Source organism: Aminobacter sp. Y103A (genome assembly GCF_030294925.1).
Lineage (GTDB): Bacteria > Pseudomonadota > Alphaproteobacteria > Rhizobiales > Rhizobiaceae > Aminobacter > Aminobacter ciceronei.
Window position 1 is genome coordinate 3482632 of the sequence record NZ_AP017986.1, and the last position, 19053, is coordinate 3501684.

Consider the following 19053-nt stretch of genomic DNA (forward strand, 5'->3'; position numbering starts at 1 on the left):
AACATGACCAATCTGAAGGATCACCTCGGCAGACCCGTCGTCGCCGTCACCGGCATCGGCGTCGTCACCTCGCTTGGCGTCGGCAAGGCCGACAACTGGGCCGCGCTGACCGCTGGCAAGTCGGGTATTCATCCGATCACCCGCTTCCCCACCGATCTGCTCAACACCCAGATTTCAGGCATGGTCGACTTCCTGCCGTCGAGCACCAAGGGTGCCAGCGCGCTGACTTATGAGCTGGCCGAGACGGCCGCACTCGAAGCCGTCGAGGAGGCCGGTTTTGCCGGCGCCGACTTCGACGGGCCGCTGTTCCTCGCCTCGCCGCCGGTCGAGCTCGACTGGCGCGACCGCTTCACGCTCTATGCCGGCGACGATGAAGGCTCGGCCTCCGAGCGCCTGCTCAAGGTGGCGCGCAGCCAGAACTCGCTCGACATGTTCGACACCTCTCAATTCGGCTCGATCGCCGATCGCCTCGCCGACCGGTTCGGCACGCGCGGCCTGCCGATCACCACCTCGACCGCCTGTGCATCGGGTGCCACCGCCATCCAGCTCGGCGTCGAGGCCATTCGTCGCGGCGAATGCGACCGCGCATTGTCGGTCGGCGCGGACGGTTCGGCGACGGCCGAAGCGCTGATCCGCTTCTCGCTGCTGTCGGCGCTGTCGACCAACAACGACGTGCCGGAAAAGGCCTCCAAGCCTTTCTCCAAGGACCGCGACGGCTTCGTGCTGGCCGAAGGTTCGGCAGCTCTGGTGCTCGAATCGCTGGAAAGCGCGCTTGCCCGTGGCGCCGAGGTGCTCGGCATCCTCAGGGGCTGCGGCGAAAAGGCCGACGACTTCCACCGCACCCGCTCCAAGCCCGACGGCTCGCCGGCGATCGCCGCGGTCAAGGCGGCCCTTGCCGATGCCGGCCTCGCCGAAGACGAGATCGACTACGTCAATGCGCATGGCACCTCGACGCCCGAGAACGACAAGATGGAGCATCTGTCGCTGTCGACGGTGTTCGGCGAGCGCATCCGCAAGATTCCGGTGTCGTCGAACAAGTCGATGATCGGCCACACGCTGTCGGCAGCAGGCGCCATCGAGGCCGCCTTCTCGCTGATGACCATGCGTGAAGGCGTCATTCCGCCGACCATCAACTACGACAATCCCGACCCGTCGATCGAGCTCGACGTGGTGCCGAATGTGAAGCGGAAGGCCGAGGTTCGCACCGTGCTTTCCAACTCCTTCGGCTTCGGCGGTCAGAACACCTGCCTTGTCATGGCGCGGGAACCGGTCTAAGCGACCGCCTACACGAAATCAGGTACTGCGACGCCGCGCGCGCATCGAATTCGATGCGCTGCGCCGCAGCGACAAGGATTAGCGACACCATGCGCGCATTGCAGCTCGTTGAGGACCGCCGGCTCGAGCAGGTCGACATCGCCCCGCCTTCCCCTCCCGGCCTCGGCGAAGTCACCTTGCGCATCAAGGCAGTCGCCCTGAATCACATCGACGTCTGGGGCTGGCGCGGCATGGCGTTCGCCAAGCGCAAGATGCCGCTGGTCATCGGCGCCGAGGCCTCCGGCGAGGTCGATGAAGTCGGCCCCGGCGTCACCGGACTTACGCCCGGTCAGCTCGTGTCGATCTACGGCGCCCGCACCTGCGGGCTTTGCCGCCCCTGCCGCGAAGGCCGCGACAATCTCTGCGAGCACGTCTCGGGTGTGCACGGCTTCCACCTCGACGGTTTCGCCCAGGAAAAGATCAACCTTCCGGCGCGCCTGCTGGTGCCTGCACCTCCCGGTGTCGACGCCGTTGGTGCCGCGGTCGCGCCCGTCACCTTCGGCACTGTCGAGCACATGCTGTTCGACAACGCCAGACTTGAGCCGGGCGAGACGATCCTGGTCCACGCCGGCGGCTCGGGCATCGGTTCGGCCGCGATCCAGCTCGCCAAGAAGATGGGCTGCACCGTCATCACCACGGTCGGCTCCAACGACAAGATCGAGAAGGCCAAGGCGCTCGGCGCCGATCACGTCATCAACTATCGCGAAGACCGCTTCGAAGGCGTCGTCCGTAAGCTGACCAAGAAGAAGGGTGTCGACGTCGTTTTCGAGCATGTCGGCAAGGACACCTGGGCAGGCTCGATGTTCAGCCTCAAGCGCGGCGGCCGCCTCGTCACGTGTGGTTCGACCTCGGGTGTGTCGACCGAAATCAACCTGATGATGCTGTTCCAGCAGCAGCTCAAGCTGCTCGGCTCCTTTGGTTGTCGTATGGAAAACATGGCCAACGCCATGCAGAAGATGGCCGCCGGCCTAGTCAAGCCGATTATCGACACCGAAGTCGACTTTGCTTCCATCGACACCGCGCTGAAGCGGATGGAAGGTCGCGACGTGTTCGGCAAGATCATCCTGCGCATCGACTGAGTAGGACGCCAGCGAATTGCCCCGCAGGAAGGCCAGCAAGATCCCAAGCCCCACAATGATGCGCATCATGGGGCGGCTGCGCATGCTCAACTACTGGCTGGTGGCGCAGGTCGCCCTAGTAGCGCTCAAGCTGCTGCGCCTGCTGCCGGTCGACAAGGGGCTCAACTTCGCCGACCGCGCCGCCCGCACCGTCGGTCCGTGGTTTGGCCGTCACCGCGTGGCACTCTCCAACCTGCGCGCCGCCTATCCTGAGAAAAGCGAAGCCGAAATCGAAGCCATTGCCTTGGATATGTGGGGCAATATGGGCCGGCTTGGCGCTGAGTACATCTTTCTCGGGCAGATTTTCGACTACGATCCGGAGGCCGAGACGCCCGGTCGTATCGAAGTGACCGGCAACGACCATTTCCTCAAGATCGCCAGCGAGGACAAGCCCCACATCGTCTTCACCGGCCATCTCGGCAATTTCGAGCTGCTGCCGATCGCCGCTGCCACCTTCGGCATGAAGATCACGTCGCTGTTCCGCCCGCCAAACAACCCCTATCTGGCCGAGTACATCTTCTCGACACGTGCGTCGAACATGGGTGACCTGCTCGCCTCGCAGCGCGGCGCGTCCTTCGCACTCGCCGGCATTCTCGACCGTGGCGGCAATGTCGGCGTGCTCGTCGACCAGAAGTTCAAGCGCGGCCTCAGGACGACCTTCTTCGGCCGCGAATGCGAGACCAATCCGGTGCTCGCCATGCTCGCCCGCCATTATGACTGCGACGTCTATCCGGCGCATTGCATCCGCCTCCCCGGCGGGCGCTACAGGCTGACGATCGAAGATAAGCTGGCACTGCCGCGCCGCGACGATGGCGCCGTCGATGTCCAGGCCACCACACAGATGCTCAACGACACCGTCGAGCGCTGGATCCGCGAGGATCCGGGCCAGTGGATGTGGTTCCACAAGCGCTGGGGCTTGACCGAAGGCCGACGCCGCAAGGTCAACAAGTCGGGCAAGCTCTCGGCCGATAGCTGAAGCGCTATCCCTCGTAATAGGTCATGACCGCATGGCGGGCTTCCGCGAAAAACAGCCAGCGCTCGACGACAAGGCCGAGCGCATAGCAGAACACGGCCAGCACGGCAGCCGGCACGGCGGCCGACCCGCCGGCAAGGATCGCCACCAGCAGCAGCAGAACAGGCGCCAGCCCGCCAGACAGGATCGCCAGCCTGGACAGCTTGAGCGCGTGCTTGCGCGCGACCTTGAAGCCCATTTCACGGGTCAGGTAGTTCTCATTGACATGCGGCCGCTCGAACAGCCTGACATGGCCGATATGGCCAAGCCCGGTGGCGCTCTCGGGCGTCGAGAACGGCGCGAGTGTCCGCAGCCTTGTCCACCACTTTTGCTTGCAGATCCACGCCGCCACGACAAACAGGATGGCGATTGCGGCGCAAACCGGGCCGCGGCTGCCGGATGAATAACCGGCGACGGACGCGAGCAGGAAGCCCCCGGCTGCGGCGAACAGCAGGTAGCAAAGCGGCGTTAGCCCTGTATTCCAGGCCTGGATCGAGCGCAGCGAACCGTAGATCATCGCCGTGCAGTAGACCGTGGCGCCACACATGAGCGTGCCTGCCAGGCCCGCAACCGCGAGGTGACGCCCCTCGACGATCGCAAACCATGCCGTAACAGTCAGCGGCACGAAGCTGGCGATTGCCATCACGCCTTCGCGCGACAGCCAGCTCGAGCGCCATTGCGACAGCGCCCGCCATGCCCGTTGCGGGTTGCCGAGATGCAGCGTCGACGCCAACAGGCCGGCTGCGATCATTGCCAGCGCGCCGATGTGTGCAAGCTTGACCGACAGGGTCGAGGCGTCGAGCAGGCCAAGGCCGAGCACAGCCGCCAGGCCGTAGCCGAGCCCGGAAAGCGTGGTGAACACGATGATGGAGAAGGCGGGATGCATGGTTCAGATCCGGTCCAGCATGCCGTCGAGCCAGGCAAAGAACCCTTTGGCGTCGTGGGTGTTCTCAGCCAGCACGGCAGAACCGGCACTTGCGGCCAGCGGCTTGCGCGGCCGTGGCGGCAGGTACTTGTTGGTCGGGCGCGTGCCCTGCTCCGGCATCAGGTCGTAGCCGCCGCGCTCGGCCACCATGCGCGAGACCTCTGATGAGGCATCGCCGAGATCGCCGAAATGCCGGGCATTGGCCGGGCATGTCCGGACACAGGACGGCACCCGGTCGACCTCCTTGAGCGTCTCGTTGTAGATGCGGTCGACGCAGAGCGTGCATTTCTTCATCACCCCGGCGGCCAGATCCATCTCGCGCGCGCCATAGGCGCAGGACCAGGCGCACAGGCCACAGCCGATGCACTTGCTCTCGTCGACTAGCACGATGCCGTCTTCGGCGCGCTTGTAGGAGGCGCCTGTCGGACAGACGGTGACGCAGGGCGCGTCCTCGCAATGCAGACATGACTTGGGGAAATGCACGATGCGTGCCTCTCCCGCCTCGCCGATCACCTGCCCGCCCTCCGGCACGACCTCGAAGGTGTGGATGCGATTGAGGAAGGTGCCGGAGACATCGGCCCCATACGGGTCCTGGTCGGACAGCGCCGCGCCATAGCCGCCGGTATTCCACTCCTTGCAGCTGATGACGCAGGCATGGCAGCCGACGCAGACGTCGAGGTCGATGACCAGGCCAAGCTTCTTCGGTGTCGGCAGTGACGGCAGGCTGGTCATTCCGCCCACTCCTGGCCGTAGCGCAGCTCGTCAGCATGCGGACGTGCTCCGCCGGGTTGCGCGACGGCGGCAAGATGCGGCTCGCTGACCTCTGCCGGTTCGGCTTTCTCGATGCGCACGCGCAGATCGTACCACGCCGCCTGGCCGGTCACCGGATCCGAGTTCGACCAGCGCATCCCGTCGCCCTTCGGCGGTAGAAGTTCATGGATCAAGTGATTCATCAGGAAGCCTTTTTTGGCTTCTGGTGCATCCTTGTCGAGCGCCCAGGCGCCCGCGCGCTTGCCGATCGCATTCCATGTCCAGATCGTGCTCGAATTGACCGCTTCCATCCGCGCGACCTCGACCTTGATGCGGCCGTGATGCGAAATCACCCAGACCCAGTCGCCATCGACGAGCCCGATCTCGTCGCAGATCGGACCAGGCACATAGAGCGGGTTCCGTGTATGGATCTGCCTGAGCCAGGCATTCATCGAGCCCCAGGAATGGTACATCGCCGCCGGTCGCTGGGTGATGGCATGATAGGGATAGTCCTCTCGGCTGACCGCCGCCTCCTCGAACGGCCGATACCACATCGGCAGCGGATCGAAGGTTGCGAGGATGCGCTCACGATGCGTCTCGGGCGCCACCGGTTCACGCAGGCCTTCGGCCGAGAGCCGGAATTTCTGCAGTGATTCCTGGTAGAGCTGGAAGGTCACCGGCTTCGGCTCGTCGAAGAAGCCCATGCGCACGGCAAAATCCTGATAGGCCTTGTTGGCGTGCTTGAAGAACTGCGCTTCGAGCGGGATATGCGCTGAGAAGAACGAGCCGTTCTCGATGTAGCGATCGAGCTGGTTACGGTTGATCGCCCCGCGCCCGGCACGGTCGCCATTGCTGCCGCGGAAGCCGGCAAGCGGCCCGATGCCCGGCCGCCTTTCATGGCGCACGATATAGTCGGCATAGTCCGCATAGAGCGCCTTGCCGCGGCTGTCGACGAAACCGGGCAGCTTGAGCCGCGCGCCAAGGTCGATCAGCACGCTCTGGAAGCCGCGCACATCCCGATCCGGCTCTACCACCGGCCAACGGATGGCGTCCTGGACCGCATCCGGCTCGGAGATTGGCCGGTCGAGCAGCGAAATGCAGTCGTGCCGCTCGAGATAGGTCGTGTCGGGCAGCACCAGGTCGGCATAAGCGACCATTTCGGAGGAATAGGCGTCCGAATAGATGATCTTCGGGATGCGGTAGGCGCCCGTCGCGGGATCCTTGTCCTCGAGCATCCTGATGACGCCCGCGGTGTTCATCGACGAGTTCCACGCCATGTTGGCCATGTAGAGGAACATCAGATCGATCTGGTACGGATCGCCGGCATGGGCGTTGGCGATCACCATGTGCATCAGCCCATGGGCAGAAATCGGCGCATCCCAGGAAAACGCCTTGTCGATGCGCATCGGTTTGCCGTCGGCGTCGATCAGCAGATCTTCCGGCCCACGGGGAAAACCGAGATGCGGGCCGGACAAAGGCTTGTTGGAGCCGAAATGCTCGGCCTTGCCGTGCGGCGTCGGATGCGCCTCGATCGGCTTGGGATAAGGCGGCTCGAAGCGGAAGGCCCCGGGGCAGTCGACAGCGCCGATCAGCACCTGCAGCATGTGCAGGGCGCGCGCCGTCTGGAAGCCGTTCGAATGCGCCGAAAGCCCGCGCATGGCATGGAACGACACCGGACGCCCGACAAACGCCTCATGGCGCTCGCCATTCATGTCGGTCCAGGGTTGGTCGATCGTAATCGCCTCGTCGAAGGCGACGCGCGCGATCTCGGCAGCGAGGCCCCGGATGACGTCGGCGGCGACGCCGGTTTCCGCGGCGACCGCCTCCGGCGCATATTGCGGGTCGAGGTATTTTTCGGCGAGGAGTTGGAACGACGGCACCGCAAAGCGGCCGTCGGGCAGCTCGACACGCCCGGAAAGTGCGGCCCGCGCGCCTTTGCTGCCCAATGCCACGACCTGTTCGGTGACGGATTCGAAGATCTGCGGCTTGCCCTCGGCATCGCGGACGAAAAGTCCGTGCTCGGCGGTTCCGGGCGCATCGACGACCAGCCAGGTCGCGTTGGAATAGCGCACGATGTAGTCGACATCGATTTTCCGCGCTTTCAGCAGTTCATGTATGACGGCGAGGATCAGCAGGCCGTCGGTGCCGGGCCGGATGCCGATCCAGTTGTCGGCGACTGCCGAATAGCCGGTCCGCACCGGATTGACCGAGACGAAGCGCGCGCCGCGCTTCTTGAGCTTCGAAATGCCGATCTTGAGCGGGTTGGAATCGTGGTCCTCCGCCACGCCGAACATCACGAACAGCTTGGTGCGGTCCCAGTCGGGCGCGCCGAATTCCCAGAAGGCGCCGCCGATGGTCATGATGCCGGCGGCCGCCATGTTGACCGAGCAGAAGCCACCATGGGCGGCGTAGTTGGGCGTGCCGAACTGCTGGGCCCAGAAGCCGGTCAGCGACTGCGACTGGTCGCGGCCGGTGAAGAAGGCCAGCTTCTTCGGATCGGCATGGCGCACGCCGTCCAGCCAGCCGGTCGCCAGCTCCAGCGCATCGTCCCAGGAAATCTCCTTGAACTCACCCGAGCCGCGCGGCCCGGTCCTGAGCAGCGGCGCGCGCAGCCGCGCCGGCGCGTAGTGCTGCATGATGCCGGCCGAACCCTTGGCGCACAGAACGCCGCGATTGACCGGATGGTCCCGGTTGCCCTCTATGTAGCGGACCTTGCCGTCCTTGAGATGGACGTCGATGCCACAGCGGCAAGCGCACATGTAGCAGGTGGTCTTGCGGACCTCGTCGGAGACGGGTTCCGAAAGCGCTACATGCGGTTCTGACTTCATCCGGCGGCCTCCCTGAACAAGAGTCCTAGCGAGGCGGCGGCTGAAAGGAAATGCCCGAAAACGGCTCTCTACGGCAAAATTTGTCTATACCGAGACAACAACTTAGACCAGACGGCTAAAGTCACGCCAGAAATGAAAAGGCCGAGGAGCCCCCACTCCCCGGCCTTTTCGTAGGCACGTCGCCCCGAAACTCAGTTGGCGGTCACATTAGCACCGTCTTGATCGACAGCAATTCTTGAGCCGTTCAGTTCAAGCTCTTTCATCGCGGCATGAAGCAATTCTGCAACAGAAATGCTGATATCGGCGCAAATGGCATGTATGTTTCCGCCAGCAAACGCTAGTTGGTGACGACGATCCGCGTGTTGCTCGCACCGACTTCCCTGACCAGCGAATAGAACCTCGCGGCATTCGCCGTCTGCAGCCGGACGCAGCCATGTGATGCCGGACGGCCCAGTTGCCTGACCGCACCCGTGCCATGGATGGCATAGCCGCCATTGTAGAACACCGAATAGGGCATCGGCGAATTGTCGTATTTCTGCGAATACCACATCCGATGCAGGCGCTTCGGCCGCCAGCTGCCGCGTGGCGTGACATATCCCCTGCGTGCCGTCGAAACTGGCCATTGGTGGATCACCCGCCCGTCGAAGCTGACGGTCATGGTCTGCGTCGCGATACTGACCCGCGCGACAAGAACATCGGCAAGTGCCTGAGTTGGAACGCCAGCAAAGCCCAATGCGGCGACCATGAAGAAGAGAGCCCTGTACATTCTTCGCACACTCCCCAAACCGGCAGTATTTTCCCTGCCCACCGACGATGGGAGCACGAAAAGCTGTACGGTTGGTAAAACTGAACTCGGAAGATGAATGCAACCAGATCAGCAACCTGAGGTTGATGGCGTGAATTTTCGCCGACTTTCAGGTGGCCCAAGTCAGTGCCCCTCGCCGCCCCGTCTGGCCCAGTTGACTCGACCCGGTATGGGCATAGGCTGCCCGTCGCAGCTGGAGCCACGTTCCAAGATGCTCCAGCCGGATAACGTGCGGCCCACGGCGGACCGTCGCCCGGAGGATCTCAAAAATGCAACCATCCCAATATTTTAGCGGCATGAGCAGGCGAAACCTGCTGTCGTTGATCGGCCTCACGGCAGGCACTGCCGCGATGTACCAGGCGATGACCAGCCTCGGTCTCGCGGTTGAGTCAGGCTACAAGGGACCGGTGAAACTGGAGGGCGATCCGAAGGGCGCCAGCGTGCTTATCCTGGGTGCCGGCCTCGCCGGCATGACGGCCGCACTCGAGCTCCGGCAGGCCGGCTACAAGGTCAAGATTCTCGAATACAACAACAGATCGGGCGGGCGTAACTGGACGTTGCGCGGCGGCGACACCTACACCGAGCTCGGCGGCGCGACGCAGAAATGCGATTTCGACGAAGGCCTCTACATCAATCCCGGCCCGTGGCGAATCCCTTATCACCACAACGGTCTGCTCGCCTATTGCCGGCGCCTCGGCGTCACGCTGGAGCCGTTCCAGCAGCTCAACCACAACGCCTTCCTGCATTCGTCCAAGGCGTTCGGCGGCAAGCCGCAGCGCGTGCGCGACATCAAGATCGACTTCCAGGGCCATGTCTCCGAACTGCTCGCCAAGGTTGCCCACACCGGCAAGCTCGAAGGCGGCGTCACCAAGGAAGACCAGGAGATGCTGGTCGAGGCCCTGCGCTCCTGGGGTGCGCTCGACAAGGACTATGCCTACACCAAGAGCATAGCAAACTCCGAATTCCGCGGTTTCGCCAAGGATCCCGGCGGCGGCCTCGGGGCTGCCCCCGTGCCGAGCGATCCGATTGCGCTGACCGACATATTGAGCTCGGGCCTGTGGGGCAGCCTCGCCAATTTCGCCCTTTACGAGTTCCAGACGACGATGTTCCAGCCGGTTGGCGGCATCGACATGATCGGCAAGGCCTTCACCAAGGAGGTCGGCGACCTGATCACCTACAATGCCAAGGTGTCGAAGATCCATCAGGACGACAAGGGCGTCACCGTCACCTATGAGGACGTCCAGAAACCGGGCACGATGGCCGAGGAGAAGGCCGATTGGTGCATCTGTACCATTCCGCTGACCATTCTCAGCCAGATCGAGATCAATGTCGGCGCCCCGATGCAGGCGGCGATCGAAGCCGTGCCTTATGCCTCGTCGGTCAAGGTCGGCCTGCAGTTCAAGCGGCGTTTCTGGGAACAGGACGAGCTGATCTTCGGCGGCGTCAGCTACACCGACCTGCCGATCACCCAGATCTCCTATCCGAGCACCAGCTTCAACACCAACGGCAAGGGCGTGTTGCTCGGCGCCTACACCTGGAACGGGCCGCATTCCTATGAGTTCACCTCGATGGCGCCGGAGGAGCGCGTCAAGCGCGCCGTCGAATACGGAACGATGATCCACCCGCAATACAAGGACGAGTTCGAGAACGGCATCTCGATGGCCTGGCACCGCTCACCGTTTACGCTCGGCTGTGCCGGCGACTGGACCGAGGAAGCGCGCAAGGAGCACTACGACAATCTTTGCCAGATCGATGGCCGCATCGTGCTCGCCGGCGAACACGCCTCCTACATCCCGGCGTGGATGGAGGGGGCGATCCTGTCGTCGCTCGATGCGATCACTCGGCTGCACCAGCGCGTCGTGGCCGGATGACGGCCGCCGCCGCTCATCCTTCATCCTCATTTTTCGCAAGGCATGTCGACATGACCCAGCAATCGAAACTTTTAACCGGCCAAATCACCGCCGCCGTCATCTTCGCTACATTCCAGGCGAGTGCTGCCCTGGCCGACTCGGCCGGTGCAACCTTCAGCGATGGTGACAATTTCTCCGAAAAAACCGGCCAGGAACTCTACGCCAATGTCTGCCAGGCCTGCCACATGGACCAGGGCCAGGGCGCCGTCGGCGCCGGCAAATATCCGGCGCTCGCCAAGAACGAGAACCTGGAATCAGGCGGTTACCCCGTCTACGTCATCCTGCATGGCCAGAAGGGCATGCCGCCCGTCGGCAGCATGATGAGCGACGACCAGGTGGCCGCCGTGGTCAACTATGTCAGGACCAATTTCGGCAACGACTACAAGGATCCGGTGACGGCGGAAGACGTCGCCGGGGCACGCTGACGGATTGACGCCGGATTGGCCACCAGACGGCCTGGATCCACCAGGTTTGGAGCGCCAGCTCCAGCGACCGAAGCAGCCGGTGATCCTGCTGGCTGCTTCATTTCATGCGGCAAAAGGAGAAAGACATGACAACACTGCGGATCTGCGCCGCCACGCTCGTGGCCGGCCTGTTGCTCTCGGGCAGCGCGCTGGCTGAGGATGTGGTGCGCCACAAGAACCCCAATTCGGACTTTCCGATCGCCCAGGCCGTCGAAGTCCCCGCCGGCAAGACGACGGTCTATGTCAGCGGCGCCGTGCCCTCGGTCATCGACGAGAAGGCCGAGAAGGGCAGCCTTGCCGCCTATGGCGACACCAGAACGCAGACGGAATCGGTGCTGAAATCGATCGAAAAGACCCTCGAAGGGCTCGGCCTCAAGATGGGCGACGTGGTCAAGATGCAGGTCTTCCTCGTCGGTGATCCGGCACAGGGCGGCAAGATGGATTTTGCCGGCTTCATGGACAGCTACACCAAGTTTTTCGGCACCAAGGAACAACCGAACCTGCCGGCCCGCTCGGTGATGCAGGTCGCCGGCCTCGTCGCGCCCGGCTGGCTGATCGAGATCGAGGTCACCGCCGTCCGGCCGTGAGTGGTACGGTTTGCGCGGGTTGCCCCGAAACAGGCAGCCTGCGCGCTCGACAGCAGCTGACGGATGCGCAAGACTGGCAACAATCCGGGCAAGGTGAAGCCAGACAAAGTGAACAATGTCGACCGCATGTATGACAAGCTTTTCAAGATCATAGACGACCGTCGTGAAGAACTGGCGGAACTGACTGCGGAGCTGATCCGTTTTCCCACCATCAACCCGCCCGGCGACGCCTATCGCCCTTGCGCGGAATATCTCGGCAATCGCCTGGCCAAGCGCGGCTTCGGCGTCGAATACATCAGAGCCGAAGGCACGCCAGGCGACACCGATCGCTATCCGCGCATCAATGTCGTTGCCCGTTTCGACGGCCGGGTGGCCGGACCCACCGTCCATTTCAATTCCCATATCGACGTCGTCGAGGCGGGCGAAGGCTGGTCGGTTGATCCATTTGCCGGCACGATCCGCGACGGCCGCGTCTATGGCCGCGGCGCCTGCGACATGAAGGGCGGGCTGGCGGCCTCGATCATCGCCGCCGAAGCTTTCATGGACGCCAACCCGGATTTTCCCGGCGCCATCGAGATATCAGGCACCGTTGACGAGGAGTCGGGCGGTTTCGGCGGCGTCGCCTATCTCGCCGGCAAGGGGTATTTCTCCAGGCCCAGGGTCGACCACGTCATCATTCCCGAGCCGCTCAACAAGGACCGTATCTGCCTCGGTCATCGCGGCGTCTGGTGGGCGGAAATCGAGACCAAGGGCGAGATCGCACATGGCTCCATGCCGTTCCTCGGCGACTGCGCCGTCCGCCACATGGGGGCCGTGCTCGAAGCCTTCGAGCGGGAGTTGTTTCCCGCGCTCGACCGCAAGACGACGCGAATGCCGGTGGTGCCGGAAGGCGCCAGGCGCTCGACGATGAACATCAACTCGATCCATGGCGGCCAGACCGACGATTTTCGCCCCGGCCTGCCCTCGCCCAACGTGCCCGATTCCTGTCGCCTGACCATCGACCGTCGCTTCCTGCTGGAAGAAAACATCGTCGACGTCAAAGGCGAAGTCACCAGCATCCTTGACCGCCTGAAGAGCGAGCGGAAGAAGTTCGACTACGAGATCCGCGACATCATGGAGGTCCAGCCGCTGATGACCGAGCGCGATGCGCCGGTGGCGTCGGCCATTGCCAGGGGCATACGCGAGATCTTCGACAAGGAGCCAGAATATGTCATCTCGCCCGGTACCTATGACCAGAAGCACGTCGCCCGCATCGGCCATTTGTACGATTGCATCGCCTATGGCCCGGGTATTCTCGACCTCGCCCATCGGCCGGACGAATGGGTCGGCATCGACGACATGGTCCAGTCGGCGAAGGTGATGGCAATAGGCCTCGACATCTTGCTGCGCGGCCAGTTCAGCGGCTGAGCGGGCAAGCAACGGCTGTTGGGCCGTGAGAAAATCATTTCCGCAGCACTGCTGCAATTGCAACAAACGCGATTTACTCGGCCGGGAAATCACGCTTCTATCCGGCCCGTCGAAGTCGAAGCGGGGAGATCTGAGCATGAAGCAATGGAAAACCATACTGGCGGCCGCAGCGCTGGCGCTGGCCTCCGGCACCGCCGCGATGGCCGCCCGCACCGACCTCGTGCTCGGCATGCCCTTGGAGCCGCCACATCTCGACCCGACGGCAGGCGCAGCCGCCGCCATCGACGAAGTCTTCTACGCCAACGTCTTCGAAGGCCTGACCCGCATCGGTTCGCGCGGCGAGGTGCTGCCCGATCTGGCCGAGAGCTGGACGATTTCCGACGACGGCAAGACCTACACCTTCAAGCTGCGCTCCGGCGTGAAATTCCATGACGGCAGCGACTTCGACGCCTCCGACGTCAAGTTCTCGCTCGACCGCGCCCGTGGCGAAAGCTCGGTCAACGCGCAGAAAGGCCTGTTTGCGCCGATCGACACCATCGAGGTCGTCGATCCGGCCACCGTCAAGGTGACGCTCAAGAACCCGCTCGGCTCGTTCCTCTACAATCTCGGCTGGGGCGACGCGGTGATCGTTGCGCCGGAGAGCGCCGAGACCAACAAGGAAAAGCCTGTCGGCACCGGCCCTTTAAAGTTCCAGAACTGGGCCAAGGGCTCGTCGATCACGCTGGTCAAGGCCGATGGCTACTGGGGCGATCCGGTGGCGCTCGACAAGGCGGAGTTCCGCATCATCCCCGACGCCGCCGCCGCCATCCCTGCCCTGCTTTCGGGCGACGTGCAGGCGCTGCCCAACTTTGCGCTCGGCGATGCGCTCGCCCAGGTCAAGGCCGACCCGCGCTTCAAGGTGGTCATCGGCACCACCGAGGGTGAAACGGTGCTGTCGACCAACAACAAGAAGCCGCCCTTCGACAATCTCAAGGTGCGCCAGGCGATCGCACATGCCATCGACCGCAAGGCGCTGATCGACGGCGCGACCGGTGGCCTGGGCACGCCGATCGGCTCGCATTTCGCCCCGCACAACCCGGCCTATATCGACCTGACCGGCACCTATCCGCACGACATCGCCAAGGCCAAGGAACTGCTCAAGGAAGCGGGCCTCGCCGATGGCTTCAAGGCGACGCTCAAGCTGCCGCCGGTCGGTTACGCCCGCCAGGGCGGCGAAATCATCGCCTCGCAATTGCGCGAGATCGGCATCGACCTGCAGATCATCCCGGTCGAATGGGCCGACTGGCTCAAGCAGGTGTTCACCGACAAGGATTACGACCTGTCGATCGTCTCGCACACCGAGCCCAACGACATCGATATCTATGCCCGCAAGGACTACTACTTCAATTACGACAACCCGGCCTTCAACAAGGTCATCGACGAGCTCAACCTGACCTCCGACGAGGCCAAGCGCACCGAGCTCTACAAGCAGGCGCAGAAGATTCTCGCCGACGATGCCGTCAACGGCTTCCTGTTCGAACTGCCCAAGGTCGGCATCTGGGACGCCAAGGTCGAAGGCCTGTGGGAAAACTCGCCCATCCAGGCCAACGACCTCACCAAGGTGAAGTGGGCCGACTGATGACAAGGTGGCGCGCCTTCGGGTGCGCCACCACCCGCTTGGCGGAAGCACGGCATGTTGCCTGCCGATATGAAGGCACTCGCGACGAACTTCGTCGCCGTTATTTCTGGGAGCATCGCAAGAGTTCTGTGAACTGCGCTTCTCTGCAACCTTTGCGAGCTTTCGAAGCGGCATTTTCTCGGGCAGTTTGCGCTTGATGACGATCTATCTGCTCAAACGCCTGTTGATCGGAATTGCGACCCTCATCGTCGCCTCGCTCGTCGTGTTCCTGATGCTCGAGGTCGTCCCCGGAGATCCGGCCCGGCTGATGCTGGGCATGAACACCAGTGACGCGCAGGTCGACCTGCTGCGTGAGCAGATGGGGCTGAACCAGCCGCTGATCCTGCGCTATCTCGACTGGATCCGCGGCCTGCTCCGGCTGGATTTCGGCAAATCCTACACCTATTCGGTGCCGGTGATCGACCTGATCAGGGAGCGGCTTGTCGTCTCCTTCCCGCTTGCGGTGATCTCCCTGACGCTTTCGACACTCATTGCCATCCCCGTCGGCCTGTTCGCCGCCGCGCGCCGTGGCAAGGCTGGCGACACCGCTGCCATGGCCGTGGCACAGGTCGGCGTCGCCATGCCCAATTTCTGGTTCGCGCTGCTGCTTGTCTATGTTTTCGCCGTCTGGTTGCGGCTGGTGCCCGCCGGCGGCTTTCCCGGCTGGGGCAACGGCATCTGGCCGGCGCTCAAGGCGCTGATCCTGCCGGCGCTCGCCCTCGCCTTGCCGCAGGCGGCGATCCTGGCCCGCGTCACCCGCGCCGCCTTGATCGAGGTGCTCAACGAGGACTACATCCGCACGGCACGCGCCAAGGGCATGCCGATGCGCGCAGTGCTGTGGCGGCACGCGCTGCGCAACGCCATGATCCCGGTGCTGACCATCATGGGCCTGCAATTCGCCTTCCTGCTCGCCGGCACCATCATCATCGAAAATGTCTTCTATCTGCCGGGCCTGGGACGCCTTGTCTTCCAGGCGATCATCCAGCGCGACCTGATCGTCGTCGAAAGCGTGGTGATGCTGCTGGTCGCCGCCGTGGTGCTGGTCAACCTGATCGTCGATCTGTCCTATGCGCTGGTCGACCCGCGCCTGAGGGCACGGCAATGAACGAAGCGATACCTCACAGCGAAGGTTTCGGCGAATTCGTCGGCCGTGCGTTCGGCAACCGCTCTTTCGTCATCGGCCTCGTCATCGCCCTGGTCGTCGCTGCCATGGCGGCCATCTCGTTCTTCTGGACCCCCTTCGACGTCACCAGGCTCGTCGTCGCCGACCGCATGCAGCCGCCCTCCGCAGAGCACTGGTTCGGCACCGACCATTTCGGCCGCGACGTGCTGTCGATGATCATGATCGGGGCGCGCAACTCGATCGCCGTGGCGCTTGTCGCGGTCGTCATCGGCATGGGCATCGGCGTGCCGCTCGGCTGCTGGGCGGCAGCGCGTGGTGGCTGGGTCGACGAGGCGCTGATGCGCTTCAACGATCTCGTCTTCGCCTTTCCCGCATTGCTGTCGGCGATCATGATCACCGCTGTCTTCGGACCGAGCGCGATCAACGCCATCATCGCCATCGGCATCTTCAACATCCCGGTCTTCGCCCGCGTCGCGCGTGCCGGCGCGTTGTCGATCTGGCCGCGCGAATACATCCTTGCCGCCCGTGCCGCCGGCAAGAACAAGAGCCGCATCACCGTCGAGCATATCCTGCCCAACATCGCCAACCTGCTCCTGGTGCAAGGCACCATCCAGTTCGCGCTTGGTATCCTGGCCGAGGCCGCCCTGTCTTATGTCGGGCTCGGCACGCAGCCGCCGATGCCGAGCTGGGGACGCATGCTGTTCGACGCGCAGACGCTGATGATGGTGTCGCCATGGCTGGCGTTGTTCCCCGGCTGCGCGATCCTGATCACCGTGCTTGGGCTCAACCTGCTCGGCGACGGCATCTCAGATATCTTCGATCCGCGGTCGAGGCGTCGCCCATGAGCCTGCTCGAGATCGAAAAGCTGTCGCTCAGGATCGGCCGGACGCAGGTGCTGAAGGAGATCGACCTCGCCATCGAACCCGGCGAGGTGATGGGGCTCGTCGGAGAATCCGGGTCGGGAAAATCCATGACGGCACTTGCCGTCATGCGCCTCACGCCTGCGGCATCGCAGATGAAGGGGCGTGTCACCTTTGACGGCATCGACATTCTCTCTGCCACCGAGGCCCAGATGTGCGCGCTGCGCGGCGACGACATCGGCATGGTGTTCCAGGAGCCGATGACAGCGCTCAATCCGGTCAAGACGATCGGCGAGCAGGTCGCCGAAGGCATCAGGTGGCACACAAGGGCGAGCCGGGCCGAGGCCGAGGCGCAAGCGCGGAAAATCCTCGACCGGGTCGGCCTGCCGGAGCAGAAATTCCCGCTGTCGCGCTATCCGCACGAATTGTCCGGCGGCCAGCGGCAGCGCGTCGCCATCGCCATCGCCTGCGCGTTGAAGCCCAAACTGCTGATCGCCGACGAGCCGACGACCGCACTCGACGTCGTGCTGCAGGCGCAGATCCTCGACCTGCTCAAGGAACTGGTCCGCGAAAACCGGATGAGCCTGCTGTTCATCTCGCACGACCTCGCCGTCGTCACCGAAATGGCCGACCGGATCACCATCCTGCGCCAGGGCATGGTGACGGAGTGTGGCGACACCGCACGAACGCTGTCGGAGGCAACCCATCCCTACACCCGCCAGCTGGCTCTGGCCTCGATGCACGTGCCGGCCCGCGTCAGGCCTCATATCGACGAAACCGCACCCGACACCCTGCTCGACGTCGCCAATCTGACCAGGGACTATCCCGGCCGGCGACGGTCGCTGTTTTCGAAGCCGGAACCCGTCCGTGCCGTCGACAACGTCTCGCTCAAGATGAAGCCGGGTGCTTCGGTAGCGCTTGTCGGCCGCTCCGGTTGCGGCAAGTCGACCCTTGCGCGGATGATCCTTGCGCTCGACACCCCCACCGATGGAACCATCAAGTTTCGCGGCATGGACATTACCCGCGCCGACGAGACCGCCATGCGCCGCGCCCGCCGCAACATGCAGGTGGTGTTCCAGGACCCTTACGGCTCGTTCGACCCGCGTCACACCGTCGAGCGGCTTGTTGGCGAACCGCTGCATCTTCTCGAGCGCAAGCCAGACCGCAAGGAACGTCGCGACATGGTCGGTCGCGCCCTGCATGAAGTCGGCCTCAGCCGTTCCGACATGGAGAAATACCCGCACGAGTTTTCAGGCGGCCAGCGCCAGCGCCTGTCGATCGCCCGCGCCATCATCACCCGGCCCAAGCTGGTGGTGGCGGACGAGCCTGTGTCGGCGCTGGATGTCTCGATCCGCGCGCAAATCCTCGACCTGTTCGCCGAGCTCAACCAGAAGCTGGGCGTGGCCTATCTCTTCATCACACACGACCTGACCGTCGCCCGCGCCATAACAGACGACGTTCTGATCATGCATGAAGGGCGGATCGTCGAGCGCGGCAAGACATCTGAAGTGCTGGACCATCCGCAGACGGAGGCCGCGCAGGCACTTGTCTCGGCAGCACCCGACCTGCACCGGGCAATCGCCCGGAGGCTGCAGGAACAGGGGTGAGCAGCCGGTTCGCTTAGCGAATTCATCGTGCCAGTGTACGATGAAAGGCTAGCGAACGCCGGGACGATGCGAAGCAGCGGGGACCCGGCGATCAAGCCTGGAAAAAAGCCTAAGTCGCCGGCTTCACCACATCGACGGGGCTGATGCCCAGCAAATCGAGCGTGCGGCGCAGGAGCTTGACCTCGTTTTCCGCCAGATGGGCGTCGGCCTTGGCGATCTCGGCCATGTGGCGGGCCAGTTGCCGGCGTCGTTCGACGTCGAGATCACGGAACATGGCGATGGCCTGCGAACCGTTGGTCTCGTAGCCGAACTCGTTGAGATATTCGATGACGCCATCGATGCTGCTCTCGGCGATGCCGAAGGCTTCGGTGCAGATCCGACGAAAGGCGATCATCTCGGCTTCACTGGCGACACCGTCGGCGAGGATCATCCGGAACAGCAGCAGCAGCTCGGCCGAAAGCACGGGGTCGTCGGCGACCTTGCGGACGCCGGGGTCGCCCTCGAACATGTTCAGAATTTGGGTCAGCAATCCTGTTACCATGCGAATCCCTTCCGTCGAGGCAACTGCAATTCCGATATAGAGCAATGCACGGCGAAAAACACTTGGCCCAATGGCTGGGCCAGCATTGCCGCCGACGCGCTATTGCGCAAGCGGGTGCGCTGTGGTCGAAGGCCTCATACTCCTG

Annotated in this window: 16 protein-coding genes; 11 read left to right on the forward strand and 5 right to left on the reverse strand. The window is 63.7% G+C overall.

Features of this window, described 5'->3' with window-relative positions; all coding sequences use genetic code 11:
• Nucleotides 1-3 precede the first annotated feature (3 nt).
• The 3 genes from Amn_RS17130 (at nucleotide 4) to Amn_RS17140 (ending at nucleotide 3408) form a co-directional block, all read left to right on the forward strand.
• Entirely contained in the window at nucleotides 4-1275 is a 1272-nt protein-coding gene (locus tag Amn_RS17130) for a beta-ketoacyl-ACP synthase (protein ID WP_286290709.1), read from the forward strand.
• Between the two features lie 89 nt (nucleotides 1276-1364).
• Nucleotides 1365-2393: a zinc-binding dehydrogenase gene (locus Amn_RS17135; protein ID WP_286290711.1), complete on the forward strand. Its 1029-nt coding sequence runs from the start codon at nucleotides 1365-1367 to the stop codon at nucleotides 2391-2393.
• A gap of 55 nt (nucleotides 2394-2448) precedes the next feature.
• Nucleotides 2449-3408, forward strand: a complete 960-nt coding sequence (locus Amn_RS17140) for a lipid A biosynthesis lauroyl acyltransferase (protein WP_182573523.1) — start codon at nucleotides 2449-2451, stop codon at nucleotides 3406-3408.
• Between the two features lie 4 nt (nucleotides 3409-3412).
• On the opposite strand, the gene Amn_RS17145 is transcribed toward Amn_RS17140, so the two are convergent.
• The 4 genes from Amn_RS17145 to Amn_RS17160 form a co-directional block, all read right to left on the reverse strand.
• Complete coding sequence (locus Amn_RS17145; RefSeq protein ID WP_154383933.1) at nucleotides 3413-4330, reverse strand: dimethyl sulfoxide reductase anchor subunit family protein; 918 nt, start codon at nucleotides 4328-4330, stop codon at nucleotides 3413-3415.
• Nucleotides 4331-4333: 3 nt separating this feature from the next.
• Nucleotides 4334-5101, reverse strand: a complete 768-nt coding sequence (locus Amn_RS17150; RefSeq protein WP_154383932.1) for a 4Fe-4S dicluster domain-containing protein — start codon at nucleotides 5099-5101, stop codon at nucleotides 4334-4336.
• Nucleotides 5098-7947 (reverse strand): molybdopterin oxidoreductase family protein, encoded by a 2850-nt coding sequence (locus tag Amn_RS17155; protein WP_286290714.1) that lies wholly within the window; start codon nucleotides 7945-7947, stop codon nucleotides 5098-5100. The genes Amn_RS17150 and Amn_RS17155 overlap by 4 nt, the downstream gene beginning before the upstream one ends.
• 337 nt (nucleotides 7948-8284) lie before the next feature.
• Entirely contained in the window at nucleotides 8285-8713 is a 429-nt protein-coding gene (locus Amn_RS17160; RefSeq protein ID WP_083948557.1) for a L,D-transpeptidase, read from the reverse strand.
• A 308-nt stretch (nucleotides 8714-9021) separates the two neighbouring features.
• On the opposite strand from Amn_RS17160, the gene Amn_RS17165 reads away from it, so the two are divergent.
• The 8 genes from Amn_RS17165 (at nucleotide 9022) to Amn_RS17200 (ending at nucleotide 18367) form a co-directional block, all read left to right on the forward strand.
• Nucleotides 9022-10623 carry a flavin monoamine oxidase family protein gene (locus Amn_RS17165; RefSeq protein ID WP_246340537.1) on the forward strand — a complete coding sequence of 534 codons (1602 nt, stop codon included), beginning with the start codon at nucleotides 9022-9024 and terminating at the stop codon, nucleotides 10621-10623.
• 50 nt (nucleotides 10624-10673) lie between these two features.
• Nucleotides 10674-11087, forward strand: coding sequence for a c-type cytochrome (locus Amn_RS17170; protein WP_246340539.1), 414 nt, complete (start codon nucleotides 10674-10676; stop codon nucleotides 11085-11087).
• 125 nt (nucleotides 11088-11212) lie between these two features.
• Nucleotides 11213-11713 (forward strand): RidA family protein, encoded by a 501-nt coding sequence (locus tag Amn_RS17175; protein ID WP_067966382.1) that lies wholly within the window; start codon nucleotides 11213-11215, stop codon nucleotides 11711-11713.
• Between the two features lie 126 nt (nucleotides 11714-11839).
• Nucleotides 11840-13120 (forward strand): acetylornithine deacetylase/succinyl-diaminopimelate desuccinylase family protein, encoded by a 1281-nt coding sequence (locus Amn_RS17180; RefSeq protein ID WP_067966379.1) that lies wholly within the window; start codon nucleotides 11840-11842, stop codon nucleotides 13118-13120.
• Between the two features lie 136 nt (nucleotides 13121-13256).
• The gene (locus Amn_RS17185; RefSeq protein ID WP_067961064.1) at nucleotides 13257-14738 is read left to right on the forward strand and encodes an ABC transporter substrate-binding protein; all 1482 of its coding nucleotides are present in this window, start codon (nucleotides 13257-13259) and stop codon (nucleotides 14736-14738) included.
• A 196-nt stretch (nucleotides 14739-14934) separates the two neighbouring features.
• A complete protein-coding gene (locus Amn_RS17190; RefSeq protein ID WP_067961060.1) occupies nucleotides 14935-15882 on the forward strand; it encodes an ABC transporter permease in 948 nt (315 codons plus the stop codon).
• Complete coding sequence (locus Amn_RS17195; protein WP_286290728.1) at nucleotides 15879-16745, forward strand: ABC transporter permease; 867 nt, start codon at nucleotides 15879-15881, stop codon at nucleotides 16743-16745. Before Amn_RS17190 ends, Amn_RS17195 begins: the two co-directional genes overlap by 4 nt.
• Nucleotides 16742-18367 carry an ABC transporter ATP-binding protein gene (locus Amn_RS17200; RefSeq protein ID WP_067961055.1) on the forward strand — a complete coding sequence of 542 codons (1626 nt, stop codon included), beginning with the start codon at nucleotides 16742-16744 and terminating at the stop codon, nucleotides 18365-18367. The genes Amn_RS17195 and Amn_RS17200 overlap by 4 nt, the downstream gene beginning before the upstream one ends.
• 109 nt (nucleotides 18368-18476) lie before the next feature.
• Here Amn_RS17200 and Amn_RS17205 read toward each other — a convergent pair whose 3' ends face one another.
• Complete coding sequence (locus Amn_RS17205) at nucleotides 18477-18908, reverse strand: tellurite resistance TerB family protein (protein ID WP_067961052.1); 432 nt, start codon at nucleotides 18906-18908, stop codon at nucleotides 18477-18479.
• Nucleotides 18909-19053 lie beyond the last annotated feature (145 nt).